General features: G+C 61.2%; 18 protein-coding genes. 13 read left to right on the top strand and 5 right to left on the bottom strand.

All coding sequences use genetic code 11. From position 1 onward, the window contains the following. Positions 1-85 precede the first annotated feature (85 nt). The 10 genes from bioB to J5M73_RS20120 all read left to right on the top strand — a co-directional run bounded on the left by bioB (position 86) and on the right by J5M73_RS20120 (position 12,533). Entirely contained in the window at positions 86-1,141 is a 1,056-nt protein-coding gene (gene bioB / locus J5M73_RS20165; RefSeq protein WP_102861956.1) for a biotin synthase BioB, read from the top strand. 132 nt (positions 1,142-1,273) lie between these two features. Then, complete coding sequence (gene bioF / locus J5M73_RS20160; RefSeq protein WP_207816044.1) at positions 1,274-2,452, top strand: 8-amino-7-oxononanoate synthase; 1,179 nt, start codon at positions 1,274-1,276, stop codon at positions 2,450-2,452. Continuing rightward, on the top strand, positions 2,445-3,176 hold the full coding sequence (locus J5M73_RS20155; protein ID WP_207816043.1) for an alpha/beta fold hydrolase: 732 nt from the start codon (positions 2,445-2,447) through the stop codon (positions 3,174-3,176). The genes bioF and J5M73_RS20155 overlap by 8 nt, the downstream gene beginning before the upstream one ends. Then, on the top strand, positions 3,169-3,981 hold the full coding sequence (bioC, locus tag J5M73_RS20150) for a malonyl-ACP O-methyltransferase BioC (protein ID WP_102861953.1): 813 nt from the start codon (positions 3,169-3,171) through the stop codon (positions 3,979-3,981). Before J5M73_RS20155 ends, bioC begins: the two co-directional genes overlap by 8 nt. Then, positions 3,978-4,658 carry a dethiobiotin synthase gene (bioD, locus tag J5M73_RS20145; protein WP_102861952.1) on the top strand — a complete coding sequence of 227 codons (681 nt, stop codon included), beginning with the start codon at positions 3,978-3,980 and terminating at the stop codon, positions 4,656-4,658. The genes bioC and bioD overlap by 4 nt, the downstream gene beginning before the upstream one ends. A gap of 107 nt (positions 4,659-4,765) precedes the next feature. Beyond that, on the top strand, positions 4,766-5,062 hold the full coding sequence (locus tag J5M73_RS20140; protein ID WP_102861951.1) for a pyrroloquinoline quinone biosynthesis protein PqqE: 297 nt from the start codon (positions 4,766-4,768) through the stop codon (positions 5,060-5,062). Between the two features lie 299 nt (positions 5,063-5,361). Further along, the gene (locus tag J5M73_RS20135; protein WP_102861950.1) at positions 5,362-7,167 is read left to right on the top strand and encodes a phenylacyl-CoA dehydrogenase; all 1,806 of its coding nucleotides are present in this window, start codon (positions 5,362-5,364) and stop codon (positions 7,165-7,167) included. Positions 7,168-7,386: 219 nt separating this feature from the next. Further along, positions 7,387-8,679, top strand: coding sequence for a GGDEF domain-containing protein (locus J5M73_RS20130; RefSeq protein ID WP_102861949.1), 1,293 nt, complete (start codon positions 7,387-7,389; stop codon positions 8,677-8,679). A 91-nt stretch (positions 8,680-8,770) separates the two neighbouring features. Further along, the gene (locus tag J5M73_RS20125) at positions 8,771-10,567 is read left to right on the top strand and encodes an acyl-CoA dehydrogenase C-terminal domain-containing protein (protein ID WP_102861948.1); all 1,797 of its coding nucleotides are present in this window, start codon (positions 8,771-8,773) and stop codon (positions 10,565-10,567) included. 187 nt (positions 10,568-10,754) lie between these two features. Beyond that, on the top strand, positions 10,755-12,533 hold the full coding sequence (locus J5M73_RS20120) for an acyl-CoA dehydrogenase C-terminal domain-containing protein (protein WP_102861947.1): 1,779 nt from the start codon (positions 10,755-10,757) through the stop codon (positions 12,531-12,533). Positions 12,534-12,769: 236 nt separating this feature from the next. On the opposite strand, the gene J5M73_RS20115 is transcribed toward J5M73_RS20120, so the two are convergent. Next, complete coding sequence (locus J5M73_RS20115) at positions 12,770-13,699, bottom strand: LysR family transcriptional regulator (protein ID WP_102861946.1); 930 nt, start codon at positions 13,697-13,699, stop codon at positions 12,770-12,772. 102 nt (positions 13,700-13,801) lie between these two features. Here J5M73_RS20115 and J5M73_RS20110 point away from each other — a divergent pair, with 102 nt between their 5' ends. The 3 genes from J5M73_RS20110 to J5M73_RS20100 all read left to right on the top strand — a co-directional run bounded on the left by J5M73_RS20110 (position 13,802) and on the right by J5M73_RS20100 (position 16,180). Further along, entirely contained in the window at positions 13,802-14,500 is a 699-nt protein-coding gene (locus J5M73_RS20110; RefSeq protein ID WP_102861945.1) for an MOSC domain-containing protein, read from the top strand. Beyond that, a complete protein-coding gene (locus J5M73_RS20105; protein ID WP_102861944.1) occupies positions 14,497-15,780 on the top strand; it encodes an aminotransferase class III-fold pyridoxal phosphate-dependent enzyme in 1,284 nt (427 codons plus the stop codon). The genes J5M73_RS20110 and J5M73_RS20105 overlap by 4 nt, the downstream gene beginning before the upstream one ends. A gap of 241 nt (positions 15,781-16,021) precedes the next feature. Further along, positions 16,022-16,180 (top strand): YqaE/Pmp3 family membrane protein, encoded by a 159-nt coding sequence (locus J5M73_RS20100; RefSeq protein ID WP_011063854.1) that lies wholly within the window; start codon positions 16,022-16,024, stop codon positions 16,178-16,180. A gap of 41 nt (positions 16,181-16,221) precedes the next feature. On the opposite strand, the gene J5M73_RS20095 is transcribed toward J5M73_RS20100, so the two are convergent. The 4 genes from J5M73_RS20095 to pqqC are packed head-to-tail and all read right to left on the bottom strand — an operon-like array spanning position 16,222 to position 20,185. Continuing rightward, positions 16,222-18,054 (bottom strand): S9 family peptidase, encoded by a 1,833-nt coding sequence (locus tag J5M73_RS20095; RefSeq protein ID WP_207816042.1) that lies wholly within the window; start codon positions 18,052-18,054, stop codon positions 16,222-16,224. Then, positions 18,020-19,189, bottom strand: coding sequence for a pyrroloquinoline quinone biosynthesis protein PqqE (pqqE, locus tag J5M73_RS20090; protein WP_102861942.1), 1,170 nt, complete (start codon positions 19,187-19,189; stop codon positions 18,020-18,022). The genes J5M73_RS20095 and pqqE overlap by 35 nt, the downstream gene beginning before the upstream one ends. After that, complete coding sequence (gene pqqD, locus J5M73_RS20085) at positions 19,161-19,436, bottom strand: pyrroloquinoline quinone biosynthesis peptide chaperone PqqD (RefSeq protein WP_102861941.1); 276 nt, start codon at positions 19,434-19,436, stop codon at positions 19,161-19,163. Before pqqD ends, pqqE begins: the two co-directional genes overlap by 29 nt. Further along, positions 19,433-20,185 (bottom strand): pyrroloquinoline-quinone synthase PqqC, encoded by a 753-nt coding sequence (gene pqqC, locus J5M73_RS20080; protein ID WP_102861940.1) that lies wholly within the window; start codon positions 20,183-20,185, stop codon positions 19,433-19,435. Before pqqC ends, pqqD begins: the two co-directional genes overlap by 4 nt. Between the last annotated feature and the right edge of the window lie 10 nt (positions 20,186-20,195).

The raw sequence follows: 20,195 nt of genomic DNA, 5'->3' as shown, positions 1-20,195 counted from the left end.
TCCTTAAATATGCCGAACATCCGTGTTGCGGCTGTGGACTTTCCCTGTCCTGCGCCGCTTGCCAAGCATAATCAAGGAATCGCCCATGAGCGCCAGCACCACCGCTACCCTGCGTCATGACTGGACTTTGGCTGAAGTCAAAGCCCTGTTCGTCCAGCCATTCAATGACTTGCTGTTCCAGGCGCAGACGGTGCACCGCGCGCATTTCGATGCCAATCGGGTCCAGGTTTCGACCCTGCTGTCGATCAAGACCGGCGCCTGCCCGGAAGATTGCAAATATTGTCCGCAGTCCGGCCACTACAACACCGGCCTGGAAAAGGAAAAGCTCCTGGAAGTACAGAAGGTGCTGGAGGAGGCCGCTCGGGCCAAGGCCATCGGCTCTACGCGTTTCTGCATGGGCGCCGCCTGGAAGCACCCTTCGGCCAAGGACATGCCCTATGTGCTGGAGATGGTCAAAGGCGTGAAGGCCATGGGCCTGGAAACCTGCATGACCCTGGGCCGTCTCGATCAGGACCAGACCGAGGCCCTGGCCAAGGCCGGCCTGGACTACTACAACCACAACCTCGACACCTCGCCGGAGTTCTACGGCAGCATCATCACCACCCGCACCTACAGCGAGCGCCTGCAAACCCTGGCCTACGTGCGTGACGCCGGGATGAAGATCTGTTCCGGCGGCATTCTCGGCATGGGCGAGTCCCTGGACGACCGCGCCGGCCTGCTGATCCAGCTGGCCAACCTGCCGGAGCACCCGGAGTCGGTACCGATCAACATGCTGGTGAAGGTGGCCGGCACGCCGCTGGAAAACGCTGAGGACGTGGACCCATTCGACTTTATCCGCATGCTCGCCGTGGCACGGATCCTCATGCCGCAATCCCACGTGCGCCTGTCTGCCGGCCGCGAAGCAATGAACGAGCAGATGCAGGCCCTGGCCTTCTTCGCCGGTGCCAATTCGATTTTCTACGGCGACAAGCTGCTGACCACCGCCAACCCGCAGGCCGACAAGGACATGCAGTTGTTCGCGCGCCTGGGCATCCAGCCCGAAGCCCGGGAAGAGCACGCCGACGAAGTGCATCAGGCGGCCATCGAGCAGGCCCTGGTGGAGCAGAAGAGCAGCGAGCAGTTCTACAACGCTGCCGTCTGACCTTCTGTGGTAGGAGCCGGCTGGCCGGCGAACCCCGTGAACGGCGCAAGTGCGACGGGTTTCGCGTCGTCTGTTTCGCTGGCAAGCCAGCTCCTACGGGTAATGTGTCTGTGAGCCAATATCGAGGCCAGCATGTCTTTTGATCTCGCAGCACGGCTTGCAGCCCGTCGTGCTGAACATCTGTATCGCCAGCGTCCGCTGCTGGAAAGCCCTCAGGGGCCGCAAGTGGTGGTGGACGGCCAGCCATTGCTGGCTTTCTGCAATAACGACTACCTGGGCCTGGCCAATCACCCGCAGGTGATCGAAGCCTGGCGCGCTGGTGCCAGCCGCTGGGGCGTGGGCGGCGGCGCTTCCCATCTGGTGATCGGTCACAGCGCTCCCCATCACGCTTTGGAAGAAGCCCTGGCCGAGTTCACGGGGCGCCCGCGGGCGTTGCTGTTTACCACGGGCTACATGGCCAATCTCGGTGCGGTCACGGCGTTGCTCGGGCAGGGTGACACGGTGCTGGAAGACCGTCTCAACCACGCTTCCCTGCTGGATGCCGGCCTGCTCTCTGGTGCGCGCTTCAATCGCTATCTGCACAACGATGCAGGGAGCCTGGTCAAACGCCTGGAGAAGGCCACTGGCAACACTCTGGTGGTCACTGATGGGGTGTTCAGTATGGACGGCGATGTCGCCGACCTGCCGGCCCTGGCCCGGGAAACCAAGGCCCGCGGTGCCTGGCTGATGGTGGACGATGCCCATGGCTTTGGTCCGCTAGGGGCCAACGGTGCCGGGCTGGTGGAACACTTCGGCCTGGGGCTGGATGAAGTGCCGGTGCTGGTGGGCACCTTGGGCAAGGCCTTCGGTACCGCTGGGGCCTTTGTCGCCGGTAGTGAGGAGTTGATCGAAACACTGATCCAGTTCGCCCGGCCCTACATCTATACCACCAGCCAACCGCCGGCACTGGCCTGCGCCACGCGCAAGAGCCTGGAGTTGCTATGCAGCGAGCACTGGCGGCGTGAGCACCTGGCGAATCTGATTCGTCAGTTCCGGCTGGGGGCCGAGCAGATTGGCTTGGAGCTGATGGACAGCTTTACCCCGATCCAGCCAATCATGGTGGGCGACAGTGCCCGGGCCATGGAGTTGTCACGGATGCTGCGTTCGCGGGGGATCATGGTTACCGCCATCCGTCCGCCGACCGTGCCGGCCGGCAGTGCGCGGCTGCGGGTGACGTTGTCCGCCGCCCACAGCGAGGCGCAGGTCCAGCTATTGTTAAGCGCGTTGGCGGATTGTTTCAGTGAACTGCAAACGAGGCCTAGCCATGCGTGATCGACTGATCCTGTTGCCGGGCTGGGGGCTGGGGGTGTCGCCCCTGGAACCTTTGGCTGCCGCTTTGCAGGGGCTGGATGAACACTTGCGGGTGGAGATCGAGCCCCTGCCGGAGCTGACGTCCAGCGATCTGCAGGCATGGCTGGACGAGCTCGACGATGCGCTGCCGGATGACGCCTGGCTGGGGGGCTGGTCCCTGGGCGGCATGCTCGCCGCGGAGTTGGCGGCCCGACGCGGCGAGCGCTGCTGCGGTTTGTTGACCCTGGCCAGCAATCCCAGCTTCGTTACTCACGAGCAATGGTCCAGTGCCATGGCCGCTGAGACCTTTGACGGCTTCCTGGCCGGCTGCGCCGCTGATCCGCGCACCACCCTCAAGCGCTTTTCCCTGCTGTGTGCCCAGGGCGCCGTCGATCCCCGCGGCTTGTCGCGGATGCTGCTGGGCGGGGCGCCGGCGACGCCGGGTGCGGTGCTGATGGCGGGTCTGGAGTTGTTGGCGCAGTTGGATACGCGCGAAGCCTTGCTGGCTTTTCGTGGCCCGCAGTTGCACCTGTTCGCCGGGCTGGATGCTCTGGTGCCTGCCGAGGCGGCCGCCGAGTTGCTGGTATTGCTGCCGGATATAGAAGTTGGCCTGATCGAGCAGGCCAGCCACGGTTTTCTTCTGGAGGACCCCCACGGAGTGGCAGGGGCGATCCAGGCTTTTTTGCATGAGTCCGGCGATGACTGATTTGTCTGTTCCTGTCTTACCCGCAGGCCTGCCTGACAAGCGTCAGGTGGCGGCTTCGTTTTCCCGCGCCGCAGCCACTTACGACAGCGTTGCCGAGTTGCAGCGCACGGTCGGCCAGCAATTGCTGAGCCGTTTGCCTGAAGGCTGGACGCCTGCGCGCTGGCTGGACCTGGGCTGTGGTACGGGGCATTTCAGTCGAGTGCTGGGGGCACGCTTCGCCGGCAGTCAGGGGCTGGCTCTGGATATTGCCGAGGGCATGCTCAAGCACGCGCGGCCCCTGGGGGGCGCCGAGCACTTTTTCGCTGGAGATGCTGAGCGCCTGCCGTTGCAGGGCAGAAGCTGCGAGCTGATTTTCTCCAGCCTGGCGGTGCAGTGGTGTGCCGACTTTGCTGCCGTGCTCAGTGAAGCCCAGCGGGTGCTCAAGCCGGGCGGTGTGCTGGCTTTTGCCAGTCTGTGCGTCGGCACTTTGCAGGAGCTGCGTGAGAGCTGGGGGCGGGTCGATGGGCAGGTCCACGTCAATCGCTTTCGTGAGTTCGCACGCTATCGCCACTTGTGCGATGCCAGTGGTTTGCACGTACGTAGCCTGGAGAGCGTTCCCCATGTCCTGCATTACCCGGATGTGCGTAGTCTGACCCATGAGTTGAAAGCCTTGGGTGCACACAATCTGAATCCCGGTCGTCCCGGCGGCCTCACCGGACGCGCGCGTATCGCCGGGTTGATCGAGGCTTACGAGGGGTTTCGTCAGCCCCAGGGGCTGCCGGCGACCTATCAGGTGGTGTATGCCGTGTTGGAGAAACCGCTATGAGTGCTGCCTATTTCATTACTGGCACCGACACCGATGTGGGTAAAACCACCATTGCCGCGGGACTGTTGCATGCGGCGCGGCTGGCCGGGCTGAGTACCGCGGCAGGCAAACCTGTGGCTTCCGGGTGCGAGTTGAGCGCCAAGGGCCTGCGCAATGCCGATGCTCTGGCATTGCTGGCGCAGTCGTCGTTGCCGTTGAGCTATGAAGAGGTCAATCCGGTCGCCTTCGAGCCGCCCATCGCACCGCATCTGGCGGCACGAGAGGCCGGGGTGGCATTGACGGTGCAGTCATTGCTGACGCCCATGCGCCACATTCTGGCCAAGGGGGCGGATTTCACCCTGATCGAAGGCGCGGGTGGCTGGCGAGTGCCCCTGGCGGATCAGGACAACCTGTCGGATCTGGCCATGGCGCTGGGCTTACCGGTGATTCTGGTGGTGGGCGTGCGACTGGGCTGCATCAATCATGCGTTGTTGACGGCCGAGGCCATTGCTCAGGACGGTCTGCAACTGGCGGGCTGGGTGGCCAATATCATCGATCCCAAGACCTCTCGTCTGGAAGAAAACCTCGCGACTTTGGCGGAGCGCCTGCCTGCGCCGTGCCTGGGCCGAGTGCCGCGACTCAAGTCAGCCAGTGCCGAGGCAGTGGCCGAACATCTGCAGTTGGATCTGCTGGACTAGATTTTGCCTATGGCAAGGCATATTGCCATTAGTGTTTTTGACGGGTGTTTTTTTGACAGGTCTGCTTCAATAACACCTGTCATTCATTTTCAAGGTCGAGTTCTCTTATGGAAATTTCCGGGAACAGCGCTTTCTACGCCGGACTGAACGCGATTCAGACTGGGCAGAATCGTGTCGATCAAGGTTCCAGCCAGATCGCCAGCAGCGCCGTTGAGCGCTCTGCCGACAGCCAGGCGTCGGCGGATTCGGTCAATCGCCTACGGGGCGTGGACCGCAGCCAGAGTTCGGACCTGGCCAGCAGCATGGTCGAGATGTCCATGGGCAAGGTCCAGGTGGAACTGGGCGTCAAAGTTGCCAAGGCCTCTGATGAGGTACTCGGTACCCTGATCGATACCTACGCTTGATCACTCTGCACTAAAGCCCGCTTCTCTCACGCGAGGCGGGCGTTTGCTCATGCCTTTCCCTTCTGTGGTTCCTCTTCTTCATTTCTTTGTGTAACTGATCGTCGGCGAGCCGGCTTCTACACTTCACGGCAGCGCTGTGGGTATTTGCCTGCGCGTGCATTTTGTTTCGATGACGAAAGGCATGGGAGCGACGCTTGACAAGATTTGGGCCTAAACGTATGTTTCAAACACCTGTTTGACCGCTATAAAAAATCTACGCGGTTGTTCATTCCCGGTTACATCAGCAGAGGTTTATCGCTATGCCTGACTACAAGGCCCCCTTGCGTGATATTCGCTTCGTTCGTGACGAACTGCTCGGCTATGAGGCGCACTATCAGAGCCTCCCGGCTTGCCAGGACGCCACTCCGGACATGGTTGACGCCATTCTCGAGGAAGGTGCGAAGTTTTGTGAGCAGGTACTGGCGCCGCTGAACCGTGTGGGCGACCAGGAAGGTTGCACCTGGAGTGAATCCGGCGTTAAGACCCCGACTGGCTTCAAAGAGGCCTACAAGCAATTCGTTGAAGGCGGCTGGCCAAGCCTGGCTCACGACGTCGCGCACGGTGGTCAGGGCCTGCCTGAATCCCTGGGCCTGGCAGTCAGCGAAATGGTCGGCGAAGCCAACTGGTCGTGGGGCATGTACCCAGGCTTGTCCCACGGCGCGATGAATACGATTTCCGAGCACGGTACTCCTGAGCAGCAAGAGGCTTACCTGACCAAGCTGGTGTCCGGCGAGTGGACCGGCACCATGTGCCTGACCGAGCCGCACTGCGGCACCGACCTGGGCATGCTGCGCACCAAGGCCGAACCTCAGGCTGATGGTTCCTACAAGGTCACTGGCACCAAGATCTTCATCTCCGCCGGTGAACACGACATGGCCGACAACATCGTCCATATCGTTCTGGCCCGTCTGCCGGACGCACCGGCCGGCACCAAAGGCATTTCGCTGTTTATCGTGCCCAAGTTCCTGCCTAACGCTGACGGCAGTGTCGGCCAGCGCAACGCGGTCAGCTGCGGTTCCCTGGAACACAAGATGGGCATCCACGGTAACGCCACCTGCGTGATGAACTTCGACGCGGCCACCGGTTTCCTCATCGGCCCGGCGAACAAAGGCCTGAACTGCATGTTCACCTTTATGAACACCGCGCGTCTGGGCACCGCTCTGCAGGGCCTGGCCCACGCCGAGATCGGCTTCCAGGGTGGCCTGAAATACGCTCGCGACCGTCTGCAAATGCGCTCCCTGACTGGCCCGAAAGCGCCGGACAAGGCCGCGGACCCGATCATCGTGCACCCTGACGTACGTCGCATGCTGCTGACCATGAAAGCCTTCGCCGAAGGTAACCGGGCGATGGTGTACTTCACTGCCAAGCAGGTCGACATCGTCAAATACGGTGTGGACGAAGAAGAGAAGAAGAAAGCCGATGCACTGCTGGCTTTCATGACTCCGATCGCCAAGGCATTCATGACCGAAGTCGGCTTCGAGTCCGCCAACCACGGTGTGCAGATCTACGGTGGCCACGGTTTTATCGCCGAGTGGGGCATGGAGCAGAACGTTCGCGACAGCCGTATCTCGATGTTGTACGAAGGCACCACTGGCATCCAGGCTTTGGACCTGCTGGGCCGCAAAGTGCTCATGACTCAGGGCGAGGCCCTCAAGGGTTTCACCAAGATCGTCCACAAGTTCTGCCAGAACAACGAAGGCAACGAAGCCGTTAAGGAATTCGTCGCTCCGCTGGCGGCACTGAACAAGGAGTGGGGCGAGCTGACCATGAAAGTGGGCATGGCCGCGATGAAGGACCGTGAAGAAGTGGGCGCTGCTTCGGTGGACTACCTGATGTATTCCGGTTATGCCTGCCTGGCCTACTTCTGGGCCGACATGGCCCGTCTGGCGGCTGAAAAGCTGGCAGCCGGCACTACCGAAGAGGCTTTCTACACGGCCAAGTTGCAGACTGCGCGCTTCTACTTCCAGCGCATCCTGCCGCGCACCCGCACTCACGTTGCAACCATGCTGTCGGGCGCCAACAACCTGATGGACATGAAGGAAGAGGACTTCGGCCTGGCCTACTAAGCCTTACCGGACCTTTCAGGAAGCCGTTCGCCCTCCGGGTCGAGCGGCTTTTTTGTGTCTGCAGAATCTTCATGAAAATTCCCGACTAAATCGCTAAGCAGAAGCGATTTCCTGCCGTTAAAGAGATGGCAATGTGATGTCTGTCACACCGCGTGTGCTTAACTTCAATAAATGAAGGCACAATGCCATCTATTGATCAGCCGGGTCGGAGTTTTACCCTTGCCGCGTTCTTCCGCTGTACGTTTCAGTCATTTCCTACCGTCTTTGCTGCTTTTGCTTGCGGGGCTGGCGGCCGCTTACGTCAAGGACCTCAACGTCTTCTTCACTTCGCTGTTCAATGTGCTACCAACGCTGGTGCTGTTGCTTGGCGGAGCCTATTGCGCTGTGTACCGGCGCCAGCGTGAACTGTTTTTGATGGTCACGGTGTACATCGCCTATTTTCTGCTGGATACCCAAACCGATTTCTACCGGGATAACGGCAGGGTCCGCGAAGATGCCGCGGTGGTATTCCACCTTTGCTGCCTTTTGCTCCCCTTGTTGTTTGGCCTGTTCGCAGCCTGGCAGGAGCGTACCCACCTGTTTCAGGACATGGTTGCGCGTTTTGCCGTGTTATTGGCGTTTGGCAGCGTCGCCCTGGGCCTGGAGCAGAGTTACCCACAGGCGTTGCTGAACTGGCTGGCAGAGATCCGTTGGCCGGCTTTGCATGGCAGTTGGATGAGTCTGATCCAGTTGTCTTATCCGGTATTCTTCGCGGCATTCCTGCTGCTGGCGATCCAGTACTGGCGCAGTCCGCGACCGCTGCACGCAGCGCAGTTGGTGGGCTTGCTGGGTTTGTTCTGGATGCTGCCCAAGACGTTCATCCTGCCATTCACCCTGAACATCATGTGCAGTCAGGTCATGTTGATGATTGCTGCGGCGGTGGCCCATGAGGCTTACCAGATGGCGTTCCGTGACGAGTTGACCGGCTTGCCGGGGCGCCGGGCGCTCAATGAGCGCATGCAGCGTCTGGGTCGCAATTATGTGCTGGCCATGACTGACGTCGATCACTTCAAGAAATTCAACGACACCCACGGTCACGATGTCGGGGATCAGGTGCTGCGTCTGGTGGCCAGCAAGCTGTCAAAAGTCACTGGTGGTGGGCGCGCCTATCGTTACGGAGGGGAAGAGTTTGCCGTGGTATTTGCCGGCAAGACCCTGGACGAGTGCATGCCGCACCTGGAGATGATTCGCGAGATCATCGCTACCTACAACATTCAGTTGCGCAATCAGGACAACCGCCCCCAGGACGACCAGCAAGGCCGCCAACGCCGCGGCGTTGCAGCGGCATCCAGTGTTTCGGTGACCATCAGCATCGGTGTCGCCGAGCGACTGATGGAGCACCGGACCCCCGAAGAAGTGCTCAAGTCCGCCGACCAGGCGCTCTACAGTGCCAAGGGTGCGGGGCGTAACTGTGTCATGGCCTTCGGGCAGAATCGCCGTGGCGCAGTGCGCATGGATACGGCTGCGGGTTGAGTGATGATGGCGCATTCAGCGACTTGAACGTCATTGGCAGGCTGAGGACGGCGGCAGTAGGTTGGAGAAACCTGCTGCCGGAGAAATCATCATGCCCGAGTATCAAGCTCCCCTGCGCGACATGCGCTTCCTGATCGATCATGTCTTCGACTTTCATGGCAGTTACGCCGCACTGGGAGCCAGCGATGCCAGCCCGGACATGGTCAGCGCGATCCTCGAGGAAGGGGCGAAGTTCTGCGAGAACGTCCTGGCTCCGCTGAACCGCTCCGGTGACGAGGAAGGCTGCCATTTCGACAATGGCGTAGTGACCACCCCCAAGGGTTTCAAACAGGCTTTCGCCCAATACGTCGAAGGCGGTTGGCATGGCTTGGCCGCCGATCCTGCCTATGGCGGCCAGGGGCTGCCGCATTCCCTGGGGCTGGTGATCAGCGAGATGGTGGGCTCCAGCAACACTTCCTGGGGCATGTACCCGGGGCTGACCCATGGTGCGATGTCGGCGATTCATGCCCATGGCACCGACGAACAGAAGCTGCTGTACCTGAACAAGCTCACCGCCGGGCAGTGGACCGGCACCATGTGCCTGACCGAAGCCCATTGCGGTACCGACCTGGGCCTGATCAAGACCCGAGCGGTGCCCCAGGCCGATGGCAGTTATGCGTTATCGGGGAGCAAGATTTTCATCTCTGCCGGCGAGCACGACCTGAGTGAAAACATCATTCACCTGGTGTTGGCCAAACTGCCGGACGCACCGGCCGGGACCAAAGGCATTTCCCTGTTCATCGTGCCCAAGTTCCTGCCGGACGCAGCAGGTGAGGTCGGTGAGCGCAACGGAGTGAGTTGCGGCTCCATCGAGCACAAGATGGGAATCAAGGCTTCGGCTACCTGTGTACTGAACTTCGACGGCGCCAAGGGCTTCCTGATCGGCGAGGCCAATAAAGGCCTGAACTGCATGTTCACCATGATGAATCACGCGCGCCTGGGCACCGGAATGCAGGGGCTGTGCCTGGGGGAGGCGAGCTTTCAAGGTGCGATCAAGTACGCCAACGATCGTTTGCAGATGCGCGCTCTGACCGGGCCCAAGGCGCCGGACAAGGCGGCTGACCCGATCATCGTCCACCCCGATGTACGGCGCATGCTGCTGACCATGAAGGCGTTCAATGAAGGCAACCGGGCCCTGGCCTATTTCACCGCCCAATTGCTGGATGTGGCTCATCTGAGCGCCGATCCGGCCCAGCGTCAGGACGCCGAGAACCTCCTGGCGTTCCTGACTCCGATCTGCAAGGCCTTCATGACCGAGACGGGCCTTGAGGTGACCAACCACGGCATGCAGGTGTTTGGCGGTCACGGCTACATTCGTGAGTGGGGCATGGAGCAACTGGTGCGCGATTGTCGTATCGCCCTGATCTATGAGGGCACCAACGGCATCCAGGCTCTGGACTTGCTGGGCCGCAAGGTGCTGGGCAGCCAGGGCAAGCTGTTACTGGGGTTTACCAAGATCGTTCATAAGTTCTGTGGGGCACATGCCGAGCATCCGCAGCTCAAGGCCTACATCGCGCAACTGGATGGCTTGAACCGTCAATGGGGCGAGTTGACCACCCTGGTGGGCATGGCCGCCATGAAAAATCCGGATGAAGTGGGGGCCGCAGCCCTGGATTACTTGATGTACAGCGGCTACATCGTTCTGGCCTATCTCTGGCTGCGTATGGCCCTGGTGGCACAGCAACAACTCGATGCAGGTGAAGGCGACGGCGATTTCGCCACCGCCAAGCTGGCCACCTGTGCGTTTTACTTCAAGCGACTGCTGCCACGTACCGGCGCCCATCTGGCGGCAATCGAAGCTGGCGGTGATTGCCTGATGAGCCTGCCGGCGCAGATGTTCGCTTTGTAAGTACGCTGATGTGCCGTGGACAAGGCCCGCTTCTCGCGGGCTTTTTCTTGTGGCTATTTGGTTGTGACTAAAATTAACAATAAAGTCATGAGTTGACCCTATGTGTCGCAAAAGTTGTTCGGTTACACTCGACTTTTCGTAAATGGGCCCGTTCCGGCCCGCTTGTTTAGATCTTGCGAGGTTTGCCATGGCTGACTACAAAGCGCCCCTGCGCGATATGCGCTTCGTCCTCAATGAAGTCTTCGAGGTCGCCAAACTCTGGGCTCAACTGCCAGCTCTGGCCGAGACTGTGGACGCCGAGACTGTTGAGGCGATTCTGGAGGAAGCGGGCAAAGTCACCGCCCGCAGCATCGCTCCGCTGAGTCGCGGTGCCGACGAGGAAGGCTGTCATTGGAACGATACCGTCGTAACCACTCCCCAAGGATTCACCCAGGCTTATCAGACCTACGCCGAAGGCGGTTGGGTCGGCGTGGGCGGTGATCCCGAGTTCGGCGGCATGGGCATGCCCAAGGCGGTATCCGCCCAGGTCGAGGAAATGGTCAACTCCGCGAGTCTGGCATTTGGCCTGTATCCGATGCTGACGGCGGGAGCTTGCCTGTCGATCAATGCCCACGCCAGCGAAGAGCTGAAAGCCACTTACCTGCCAAACATGTACGCCGGTGTCTGGGCCGGTTCCATGTGCCTGACCGAGCCCCATGCCGGCACCGACCTGGGCATCATCCGTACCAAGGCCGAACCTCAGGCTGACGGTTCCTATGCCATCAGCGGGACCAAGATCTTCATTACCGGTGGTGAGCACGACCTGACGGAAAACATCATTCACCTGGTGCTGGCCAAACTGCCGGATGCGCCGGCCGGGCCTAAGGGGATCTCCCTGTTTCTGGTGCCCAAGTTCATGGTCAACGCCGACGGTAGCCTGGGTGAACGCAACCCGGTGAGTTGCGGCTCGATCGAACACAAGATGGGTATCCAGGCCTCGGCCACTTGTGTGATGAACTTCGATCAAGCGATAGGTTATCTGGTGGGCGAGCCGAACAAGGGCTTGGCAGCGATGTTCACCATGATGAACTACGAGCGCCTGGGTGTCGGTATCCAGGGCCTGGCCACCGGTGAGCGCTCCTATCAGAACGCGGTGGAGTATGCCCGTGACCGCCTGCAGAGTCGTTCACCGACCGGGCCGCAAGCCAAGGACAAGGTTGCCGATCCGATCATCGTGCACCCGGACGTGCGGCGCATGTTGCTGACCATGAAGGCGGCCAACGAAGGTGGCCGGGCATTCTCCACCTATGTGGCGATGCAACTGGATACCGCCAAATTCAGCGAAGATGCCGAGACCCGCACGCGCGCGGAAAGTCTGGTGGCTTTGCTGACTCCCGTGGCCAAGGCGTTCCTTACCGACCTGGGTCTGGAAACCACGGTTCATGGCCAGCAGATTTTTGGCGGCCACGGCTACATTCGCGAATGGGGCCAGGAGCAATTGGTGCGCGACGTGCGGATCACCCAGATCTACGAAGGCACCAACGGTATCCAGGCCCTGGACCTGGTGGGGCGCAAGATCGTCGGTAGCGGTGGGGCGTTCTACCGTCTGTTCGCTGATGAAATTCGCCATTTCACCGCCACCGCCGATGCGCAACTGGGCGAGTTCACCCTGCCTTTGAACGCGGCTCTGGACAATCTGGACGAGCTGACCGCCTGGCTGTTGGATCGGGCCATCAGTAACCCCAACGAAATCGGCGCGGCTTCGGTGGAGTATCTGCAGGTCTTTGGCTACACCGCCTACGCCTACATGTGGGCCCTGATGGCCAAGGCGGCGCTGGGCAAGGAGCAGGAAGAGGACTTCTACGCCAGTAAACTGGGAACCGCGCGGTTCTATTTCGCCCGTTTGCTGCCGCGTATCCACTCCCTGGCCGCCTCGGTGAAAGCGGGTAGTGAATCGCTGTTCCTGTTGCAGGCGGAGCAGTTTTAATCGGGAGAACCTTTGTAAGTCATCTCTTACATAACGTGCTGCTGATCGTCCATATCGGTAGATGACGGCTGAGGCTAATCTACTTCACATGGACGTCGCGCAGGAAGCGCAAAGCAACAACACGGACACGTAGGATTCCGCCAGGATGGTGGAGTGAAAAGGATGTCAGGGAAACAGTCTGCAAAACCCCGCTTCGGCGGGGTTTTCTTTTGTCCGGATTTTTTATTTTGGCGACGTCAACCCAGGATTTCTGGCACCGCAGTGCCGCCCAAGCGCCCGTCTTGGGTGTTCATCGAATCCTCCAATAACGTGCGCAGCAGTTCCAGCGTTCCTTGCTGACGCTGCAGATCGCGACACACCAATCCGACTTTCAATGGCACCCTGGGCTCGCTCAGCGGTTTCCACAGCAGTTCCCTGTTGCTGTGCTGTTGTTGCGAGCGCCCTGGAAGTACGGTGGCCAGTCGGGTATGAGGCAGGCTGTCGAGAATACCGGCCATATTGTTCAACTCCGCTTGCACCTGGGGGCGCCGTCCCAGGTTGGCCAGCTGCGCTTGCCAGATCTGGCGGATCTGAAACTCTTCGCCCAACAGCAGCATCGGCAACTCCGCTGCCTGGCTCATGGAGACCTTCTTGAATTCGCGCAGCGGATGCTGTTCGGGGATGACCAGTGTCAGCTCATCTTCGTACAGCGGGACACCATGCAAGCCGGGTTGGCGTGGCGGCAGGTAGCTGATGCCGATGTCCAACGTGCCATTAAGCAACCGTCGTTCGATTTCCAGACCGGTCAATTCGTAGATCTGCACCACCAGGTGGGGCTGGGCCTTGCGCACTCGTTCGAGCATCTGCGGCACCAGGCTGCTATGCACCGTTTGCAGTACGCCGATGGCCAGGGTACGCAGGGCCTGGCCCTTGAAGTTGCGCAGGGCCTCACGGGCTTGTTGCAGGCCATCGAGCAGGGGCAGGGCGTGATTGTAGAGAGTATGGGCGGCCAGGGTCGGCAACAGGCGCTTGCTGCTGCGTTCAAACAGGCTGACGTCGAGGTTCTGCTCTAACTGACGGATCTGCTGGGAGAGTGCCGGTTGTGAGATCGACAGGCGCTCGGCAGCACGGCCCACGTGACCTTCTTCATACACCGCGACGAAATAACGCAGTTGCTTGAAATCCATAAGTATTTCTTATCGAAAAAGCTTAAAAAACGAAATGGCCGTAAGCCCGCAAGGCGCCTAGTCTAGCGCCTATTCACAGGGCTTACAGGGCCAAGGCGCGCGATGAATACCGTTTACGTCGATGGTGTTTACATAGGCAAGGCAAAAAATCTCGGCCAGGGTCTGGTCATCGATACCGACAAGTACCCGGTTGCAAACCGTCTCTGGTTATGGCTACAAGGTCTGGGCAGCGATGAACAGGGTGATCCGCGCTTTCATACTGGCCCAGAACGAGCCCTGCACCACTATCCCGCAGAGCATTACGCCCACTGGCGCAAACGTTATCCACAGTTCGACTGGTCGGCTCCGGCCTTTGGTGAAAACCTCTCGACACGTGGCCTGACCGAAGAACAGGTGTGCCTGGGGGACATGTTCCGTTGGGGTGGCGCGCTGTTGCAGATCAGCCAGCCCCGTTCTCCTTGCTATCGCTTGAGCCAGCGTTGGGGCCTGGTGAATCTGCCCCAGCAAGCCCAGGACAATGGACGCTGTGGCTGGTTCTACCGGGTGCTCAAGCCCGGCTTTGTCCAGGCGGACGAACCCTTCGAACTGATCCAGCGCAGTTATCCCGGCCTGACCGTAGCCTGGGCCCTGCGCTGTTTTTTCCAGGAGCCTCTGGAGCATAAAGGCTTGAAAATGTTGATTGATTGTCCGGCACTGTCCTCGCGCTGGCGCGATATCGCTATCAAGCGTATGCGTACCGGCTGCGTCGAGGATTGGTCTTCACGCCTGCTGGGCCTGCCATTGGAGGGGCTGCGGGCATGAATCTGTTCAATCTGCGCCGCACTCCGCCAAGCCTGGAGGATCTGGCTATCGAGCCCTGTGCGACCGCCTCGGACGATGCCAGCGCCAGTGAGTGCCTGATGCCCAGTGTGCAGCGCCCCCAGCCGGTGTTCGTTCGTGGCCAGGGCTCCTGGTTGTGGGACAGCAATGACCGCACCTACCTGGATTTCACCCAGGCCGGGGCGGCCAACAGCCTGGGCCACAGTCCTTCGGTACTGGTCAACGCCATCGCTGCCCAGGCCCAGTCGCTGATCAATCCCGGGTCGGGTTTCTATAACCGCGGCATGCTCAGGCTTGCCGACCGGCTGTGCCGTAGTACCGGTAGCGACCAGGCCTATCTGTTGAGTAGTGGCAGCGAGGCCTGCGAGGCGGCGATCAAGCTGGCACGCAAGTGGGGTCAACTGCATCGCGGCGGCGCGGCGGGCATCATCACTGCCAGCCGCAGTTGCCATGGCCGCGGTTTTGCCGCGTTATCAGCCGCGGGCGGTGGCTCCCCAGGCAATCGTTTCGAACCTCAACTGCCAGGCTTCAGCCAGGTGCCATTCAATGATCTGCCTGCTTTGCATGCGGCGGTGGATGCTCAGACCGTGGCCATCATGCTGGAGCCGATCCAGGGGGAGGCCGGGGTCATTCCGGCGACCGAACACTACCTCAAAGGGGTGGAGCGCCTGTGTCGTGAGCTGGGCATTCTGCTGATCCTCGATGAGGTGCAGACCGGCATCGGCCGCTGCGGCACCCTCTTGGCCGAGCAGTTGTACGGCGTGCGCGCCGACATCATCACCTTGGGCAAGGGCCTCGGCGGCGGCGTGCCCCTGGCGGCGTTGCTGGCGCGGGGCAAGGCCTGTTGTTTCGAGCAGGGCGAGCTGGATGGCACCCACCACGGCAATGCATTGATGACCTCCGCCGGCCTGGCCGTGCTGGACAGTCTGCAGGAGCATGGTTTTCTGCAGCAGGTGCGCAGCAACGGGCAGTACCTGGGGCAGCAGTTGACCCAACTGGCGGCCCGTTACGCCCAGGGCGAGGTACGAGGGCATGGGTTGTTCTGGGGCATGAGCCTGGCGGACGACTCAGCGCAGGCGGTGCTCAAGGCGGCGTTGCACGAGGGCCTGTTGCTCAGTGCTGTGCAATCGGATTGCTTGCGCTTCACCCCGGCCCTGAGTGTCAGCAAGGGCAATATCGATGAAATGCTCCTGCGCCTGGCCCGGGCCTTTTCCCGCGTGCGGACCGCGCAATTGCAATGCCGCAAGGGAGTAGCCGTGTGAAATCTGGCTGATCCTGGGGCATTCGCTGACGCTCAGTCCCGAGCACATCCGACTTTACGTTGACTGAATTCCTGAACCGTCTCGCGGTATAACGCGTCGCCCCGTGTCCGATTTTTTGCACGGGGCGTTTTTTTGTCTCCGTACCGTCAGGAGGACAATGATTGCGCTGAACCCTGGCACGCAGCCAGGGTCGATTGCAGGTGAGGCTCAGCCGAGCCCGACTTCTATCAGGAGCTGCCTTATGGACTTGATTCGCATCATCTTCGCCATTCTCTTGCCGCCCTTGGGGGTCTTTCTGCAAGTGGGCTTTGGCGGCGCTTTCTGGCTGAACATCCTGCTGACGCTGTGCGGATACATCCCCGGTATCGTGCACGCGGTGTACATCATCGCCAAACGCTGATTATCCAAGCTGCCCGTTCCAACGGAACGGGCAGCACCCGCTTAGCATTGCGCTTGCAGCACCTTCTGATAAAACCGCCATTCCTGTTCCAGTGCGTGAGCCTGATTGTCCGCCTTGCGAAAGCCGTGGCGTTCATCCGGGTAATAGTGGGCCTCGGCAGCAATGCCCTGATCCTGGAGCGCTTTGAGCATGTCGCGGGTCTGCTGGGGCACCACCACGGCGTCCAACTCACCCTGGAAAAACACCACGGGCACGCTGATGTCGCTGGCGTACAGCAGTGGCGTGCGCGCCAGATAGCGCTCGTTGTCCTGCTCTGGATCGCCAATCAGCCAGTCCAGATAGTCCCCTTCGAATTTGTGCGTGGAGCGGGTCAGGGCAATGGGATCGCTGACCCCGTACAGGCTGGCGCCGGCACAGAAGACCTTGGCGAAGGCCAGAGCGCAGAGGGTGGTGTAGCCTCCGGCGCTGCCGCCACGGATGAACGCCAGTCTTGGGTCGATCAGCCCTTGTTGGTCCAGATAGGACACCACCGCACAGGCATCTTCCACGTCCACTTCGCCCCAGCGCTGATGCAGGGCCTGGCGATAGGCCCGGCCATAACCGGTGCTGCCCCGGTAGTTCAGGTCGGCCACGGCAAAGCCGCGCTGGGTCCAGAACTGGATACGCGGGTCCAGGATCGGATAGCAGGCGGAGGTGGGACCGCCGTGAATGAACACCACCAGAGGCGGTCGGTTGACCCCATTCATGGCCGGGTAGAAGAAGCCGTGGGCCTGTCCTTCGCCACTGGGATAGCACAGGGTTTGTGGTCGGCTGATGCGCTCCGTCGGTAGCGGCGCGACACCGCCGGCCAACACCTGCACCTGCTGGGTTTCACGTTCGATGGCGAGGATGGCCGAGGGACTGACGGGGGACGCGGCGATGCAATACAGGTAGTGCTGATCCAGCGCCAAGCCGCGAAAGCGACTGTAGTTGCCGCTGAAGTCCTGTTGCGAACCGTCGGCGTGACGCAGTCCGAGACGGCCAAACCCTTCCTCGGTCCAACTGCCGAACCAGGAGTCCCCACCAAGGGGCATCCAGGTGCGACACCCCAACTGCCAGGGGGCCGGGGCATGATCAGCTGCGGCACAGGGCAGCGGCCGCAAGCCGTTGTCCGACTCGGCCCAGGGTTGCCAGAAACCCTGGCGATCCGTGAGGCAATAGAATCGGTTGTGCTGATCGAAGCGCGGTTGCTGCAGGGACTCTTCCTGGCCATCGCCCGCCATGCAACGGGGGGCGCCCCAGGTGCCGTCGGCCAGGCGTTCGGCGAGCATCAGGCGAGTGCTGGTCCAGGGCTGATGGGGGCGATCCCATTCGATCCAGGCCAGACGTTGGCCATTGGGGCTCAAGGTCGGCGCGGCATAGAAGTCGGCCCCGGCGGCGAGCAGGCGGCGCTGGCCGCTATGGATGTCGATGGCCACCAGCCGGTGCTCGTTGGCGCACTCTTCCACGGCCAGTACTTGATCGGCGTGCGCATGCAGGTCCCCGTAGCGGCAGTCGCCCCGGGTCAGGGCCACTGGCGCACCCTCTTTCAGGGACTGCCGATACAGTTGCTGGTCCGTTTCATTGACGAACAGCAGGACGTCGCCGCTGAGGCAGAAGGCACCTCCGCCGTATTCATAGACGCGGCTGCGGACGCTGAAGCCCGGCGGCGTCAGGCAGCGGGCCTGGCCTTGCTGCCAATGCCAGATGCGGCAGCTGGCGTCCGCAGGACGGTATTCATTCCAGAACACGCCATCGGGTGTCAGTTGCAGCTCGGCAAAATCGATCCCGGCGGTGGTGGCCTGGTTGGCGCTGAAGGGCTTAACCCTTGGCGATGAGGCGTGAGTTTCGTTCATTGCGAAAGGCCAGTTGTTCAATGGTTTGGGTGGCCGTTTCGGATTCTTCGCGGGCCTTGAGAATCATCCCGTGGTGTTCCGATTTACTGCACACCGGGTCGGCATTGCTGGCGTCCCCCGTGAGCATGAAGGCTTGGCAGCGGCAGCCGCCGAAGTCCTTTTCTTTCTCGTCGCAGGAGCGACATGGCTCCGGCATCCAATCGTAACCGCGAAAGCGGTTGAAGCCGAAGGAGTCGTACCAGATGTGCTGCATGCTGTGGTCGCGCACATTGGGGAATTGCACCGGCATTTGCCGGGCGCCGTGACAGGGCAGGGCGGTGCCGTCCGGGGTGACGGTGAGGAAAATGCTGCCCCAGCCGTTCATGCAGGCCTTGGGGCGTTCTTCGTAGTAGTCCGGGGTGACGAAAATCAGCTTGCAGGGATGCCCTTGGGCTTCCAGCTTGGCGCGGTATTGGTTGGTGATGTGCTCCGCGCGCACCAGTTGCTCCCGGGTGGGCAGCAGGCCGACGCGGTTGAGCTGGGCCCAGCCGTAGAACTGGCAGGTGGCGAGTTCGACGAAGTCGGCTTCCAGGGCGATGCATAGCTCGATGATGCGGTCGATCTTGTCGATGTTGTGCCGGTGGGTGACGAAGTTCAGCACCATCGGATAGCCGTGAGCCTTGACCGCGCGGGCCATCTCCAGCTTCTGGGCGAAGGCTTTCTTGGAACCGGCCAGCAGGTTGTTCACCTGTTCGTCGCTGGCCTGGAAGCTGATCTGGATATGGTCCAGGCCGGCTTTCTTGAAGTCGCTGATCTTCTGCTCGGTCAGGCCGATGCCGGAGGTGATCAAGTTGGTATAGAAGCCCAGCTTGCGCGCCTCGCCGATCAACTCGGCGAGGTCCTGGCGCACCAGCGGTTCGCCGCCTGAGAAGCCCAACTGCGCCGCGCCCATCTCCCGCGCTTCACGGAATACCTTGATCCATTGTTCGGTGCTCAGCTCCTTGCCCTGCTCGGCAAAGTCCAGCGGATTGGAACAGTAGGGGCATTGCAGTGGGCAGCGATAAGTCAGCTCGGCCAGCAGCCACAATGGCAGGCCGACTTCCGGTTTGTCGGGCAGCGGCACCGACTCAGCCGAGTTCGATCCAGTGCTGGGCACGGGCGACCTCCATGAACTGCTCAATATCGTCACCGAGCTCGGCCACTCCGGGGAACTGTACTTCCAACGCCTGGATGATCGCCGCCACGTCACGCTCGCCGTCGATCAGGCCGCCGATCAGTGCGGCACTGTCGTTGAGCTTGATCATGCCTTCCGGGTAGAGCAATACATGGCCTTTTTGTGCCGGCTCGTACTGGAAGCGGTAACCGGGACGCCAGCGTGGGGTTTTGCTGCGGTCGAAACTCATAGGGTGATCCCCTTATGCCAGACCCGCTGATCGGTGACGCTGTGATAGGGCGGGCGGTTCAATTCATAGGCCATGCTCATGGCATCGAGCATGCTCCAAAGGATGTCCAGTTTGAACTGGAGAATTTCCAGCATGCGTTCCTGACCGGCACGGGTGGTGTAGTGCTGCAGGGTGATGGCCAGACCGTGTTCCACATCGCGCCGGGCCTGGCCCAGGCGGGTGCGGAAGTACTCGTAGCCGGTCGGGTCGATCCAGGGATAGTGCTGGGGCCAGCTGTCCAGGCGCGATTGGTGGATCTGCGGGGCGAACAGTTCGGTCAGCGAGCTGCTGGCGGCTTCCTGCCAGCTGGCGCGGCGGGCGAAGTTGACGTAGGCGTCCACGGCAAAACGTACGCCGGGCAGCACCAGCTCCTGGGAGCGCAGTTGGTCCGGGTCCAGGCCCACGGCCTGGCCCAGGCGCAGCCAGGCTTCGATACCACCGTCTTCACCCGGGGCACCGTCATGGTCCAGCAGGCGCTGGATCCACTCGCGGCGAATGTCCCGGTCCGGGCAGTTGGCGAGGATCGCCGCATCCTTCATGGGGATGTTCACCTGGTAGTAGAAGCGGTTGGCGACCCAGCCCTGGATCTGTTCGCGGCTCGCCCGGCCTTCATACATCGCCACGTGATAGGGGTGATGGATGTGGTAGTAGGCGCCCTTGGCGCGCAGTGCCTGCTCGAATTCGGCGGGGGACAGCGGGGTGTCGGTCATGTGTGTTCTC

The sequence above is a fragment of the Pseudomonas sp. 50_B genome (assembly GCF_017491625.1).
Taxonomy (GTDB): Bacteria; Pseudomonadota; Gammaproteobacteria; order Pseudomonadales; family Pseudomonadaceae; genus Aquipseudomonas; species Aquipseudomonas danubii.
The sequence above is the reverse complement of the archived record's forward strand: the minus strand, read 5'-3'. Positions and strand labels throughout refer to the sequence as shown.

Excerpts from the sequence above, each read along its gene's own strand:
- pqqD (WP_102861941.1), bottom strand. The coding sequence starts at position 19,436 with ATGAGTTTCGACCGCAGCAAAACCCCACGCTGGCGTCCCGGTTACCGC.
- J5M73_RS20100 (WP_011063854.1), top strand. The coding sequence starts at position 16,022 with ATGGACTTGATTCGCATCATCTTCGCCATTCTCTTGCCGCCCTTGGGG.
- J5M73_RS20135 (WP_102861950.1), top strand. The coding sequence starts at position 5,362 with ATGCCTGACTACAAGGCCCCCTTGCGTGATATTCGCTTCGTTCGTGAC.
- J5M73_RS20155 (WP_207816043.1), top strand. The coding sequence starts at position 2,445 with ATGCGTGATCGACTGATCCTGTTGCCGGGCTGGGGGCTGGGGGTGTCG.
- J5M73_RS20115 (WP_102861946.1), bottom strand. The coding sequence starts at position 13,699 with ATGGATTTCAAGCAACTGCGTTATTTCGTCGCGGTGTATGAAGAAGGT.
- J5M73_RS20120 (WP_102861947.1), top strand. The coding sequence starts at position 10,755 with ATGGCTGACTACAAAGCGCCCCTGCGCGATATGCGCTTCGTCCTCAAT.
- J5M73_RS20140 (WP_102861951.1), top strand. The coding sequence starts at position 4,766 with ATGGAAATTTCCGGGAACAGCGCTTTCTACGCCGGACTGAACGCGATT.
- J5M73_RS20095 (WP_207816042.1), bottom strand. The coding sequence starts at position 18,054 with ATGAACGAAACTCACGCCTCATCGCCAAGGGTTAAGCCCTTCAGCGCC.
- bioB (WP_102861956.1), top strand. The coding sequence starts at position 86 with ATGAGCGCCAGCACCACCGCTACCCTGCGTCATGACTGGACTTTGGCT.
- J5M73_RS20105 (WP_102861944.1), top strand. The coding sequence starts at position 14,497 with ATGAATCTGTTCAATCTGCGCCGCACTCCGCCAAGCCTGGAGGATCTG.
- bioF (WP_207816044.1), top strand. The coding sequence starts at position 1,274 with ATGTCTTTTGATCTCGCAGCACGGCTTGCAGCCCGTCGTGCTGAACAT.
- J5M73_RS20110 (WP_102861945.1), top strand. The coding sequence starts at position 13,802 with ATGAATACCGTTTACGTCGATGGTGTTTACATAGGCAAGGCAAAAAAT.
- J5M73_RS20125 (WP_102861948.1), top strand. The coding sequence starts at position 8,771 with ATGCCCGAGTATCAAGCTCCCCTGCGCGACATGCGCTTCCTGATCGAT.
- bioD (WP_102861952.1), top strand. The coding sequence starts at position 3,978 with ATGAGTGCTGCCTATTTCATTACTGGCACCGACACCGATGTGGGTAAA.
- pqqC (WP_102861940.1), bottom strand. The coding sequence starts at position 20,185 with ATGACCGACACCCCGCTGTCCCCCGCCGAATTCGAGCAGGCACTGCGC.
- bioC (WP_102861953.1), top strand. The coding sequence starts at position 3,169 with ATGACTGATTTGTCTGTTCCTGTCTTACCCGCAGGCCTGCCTGACAAG.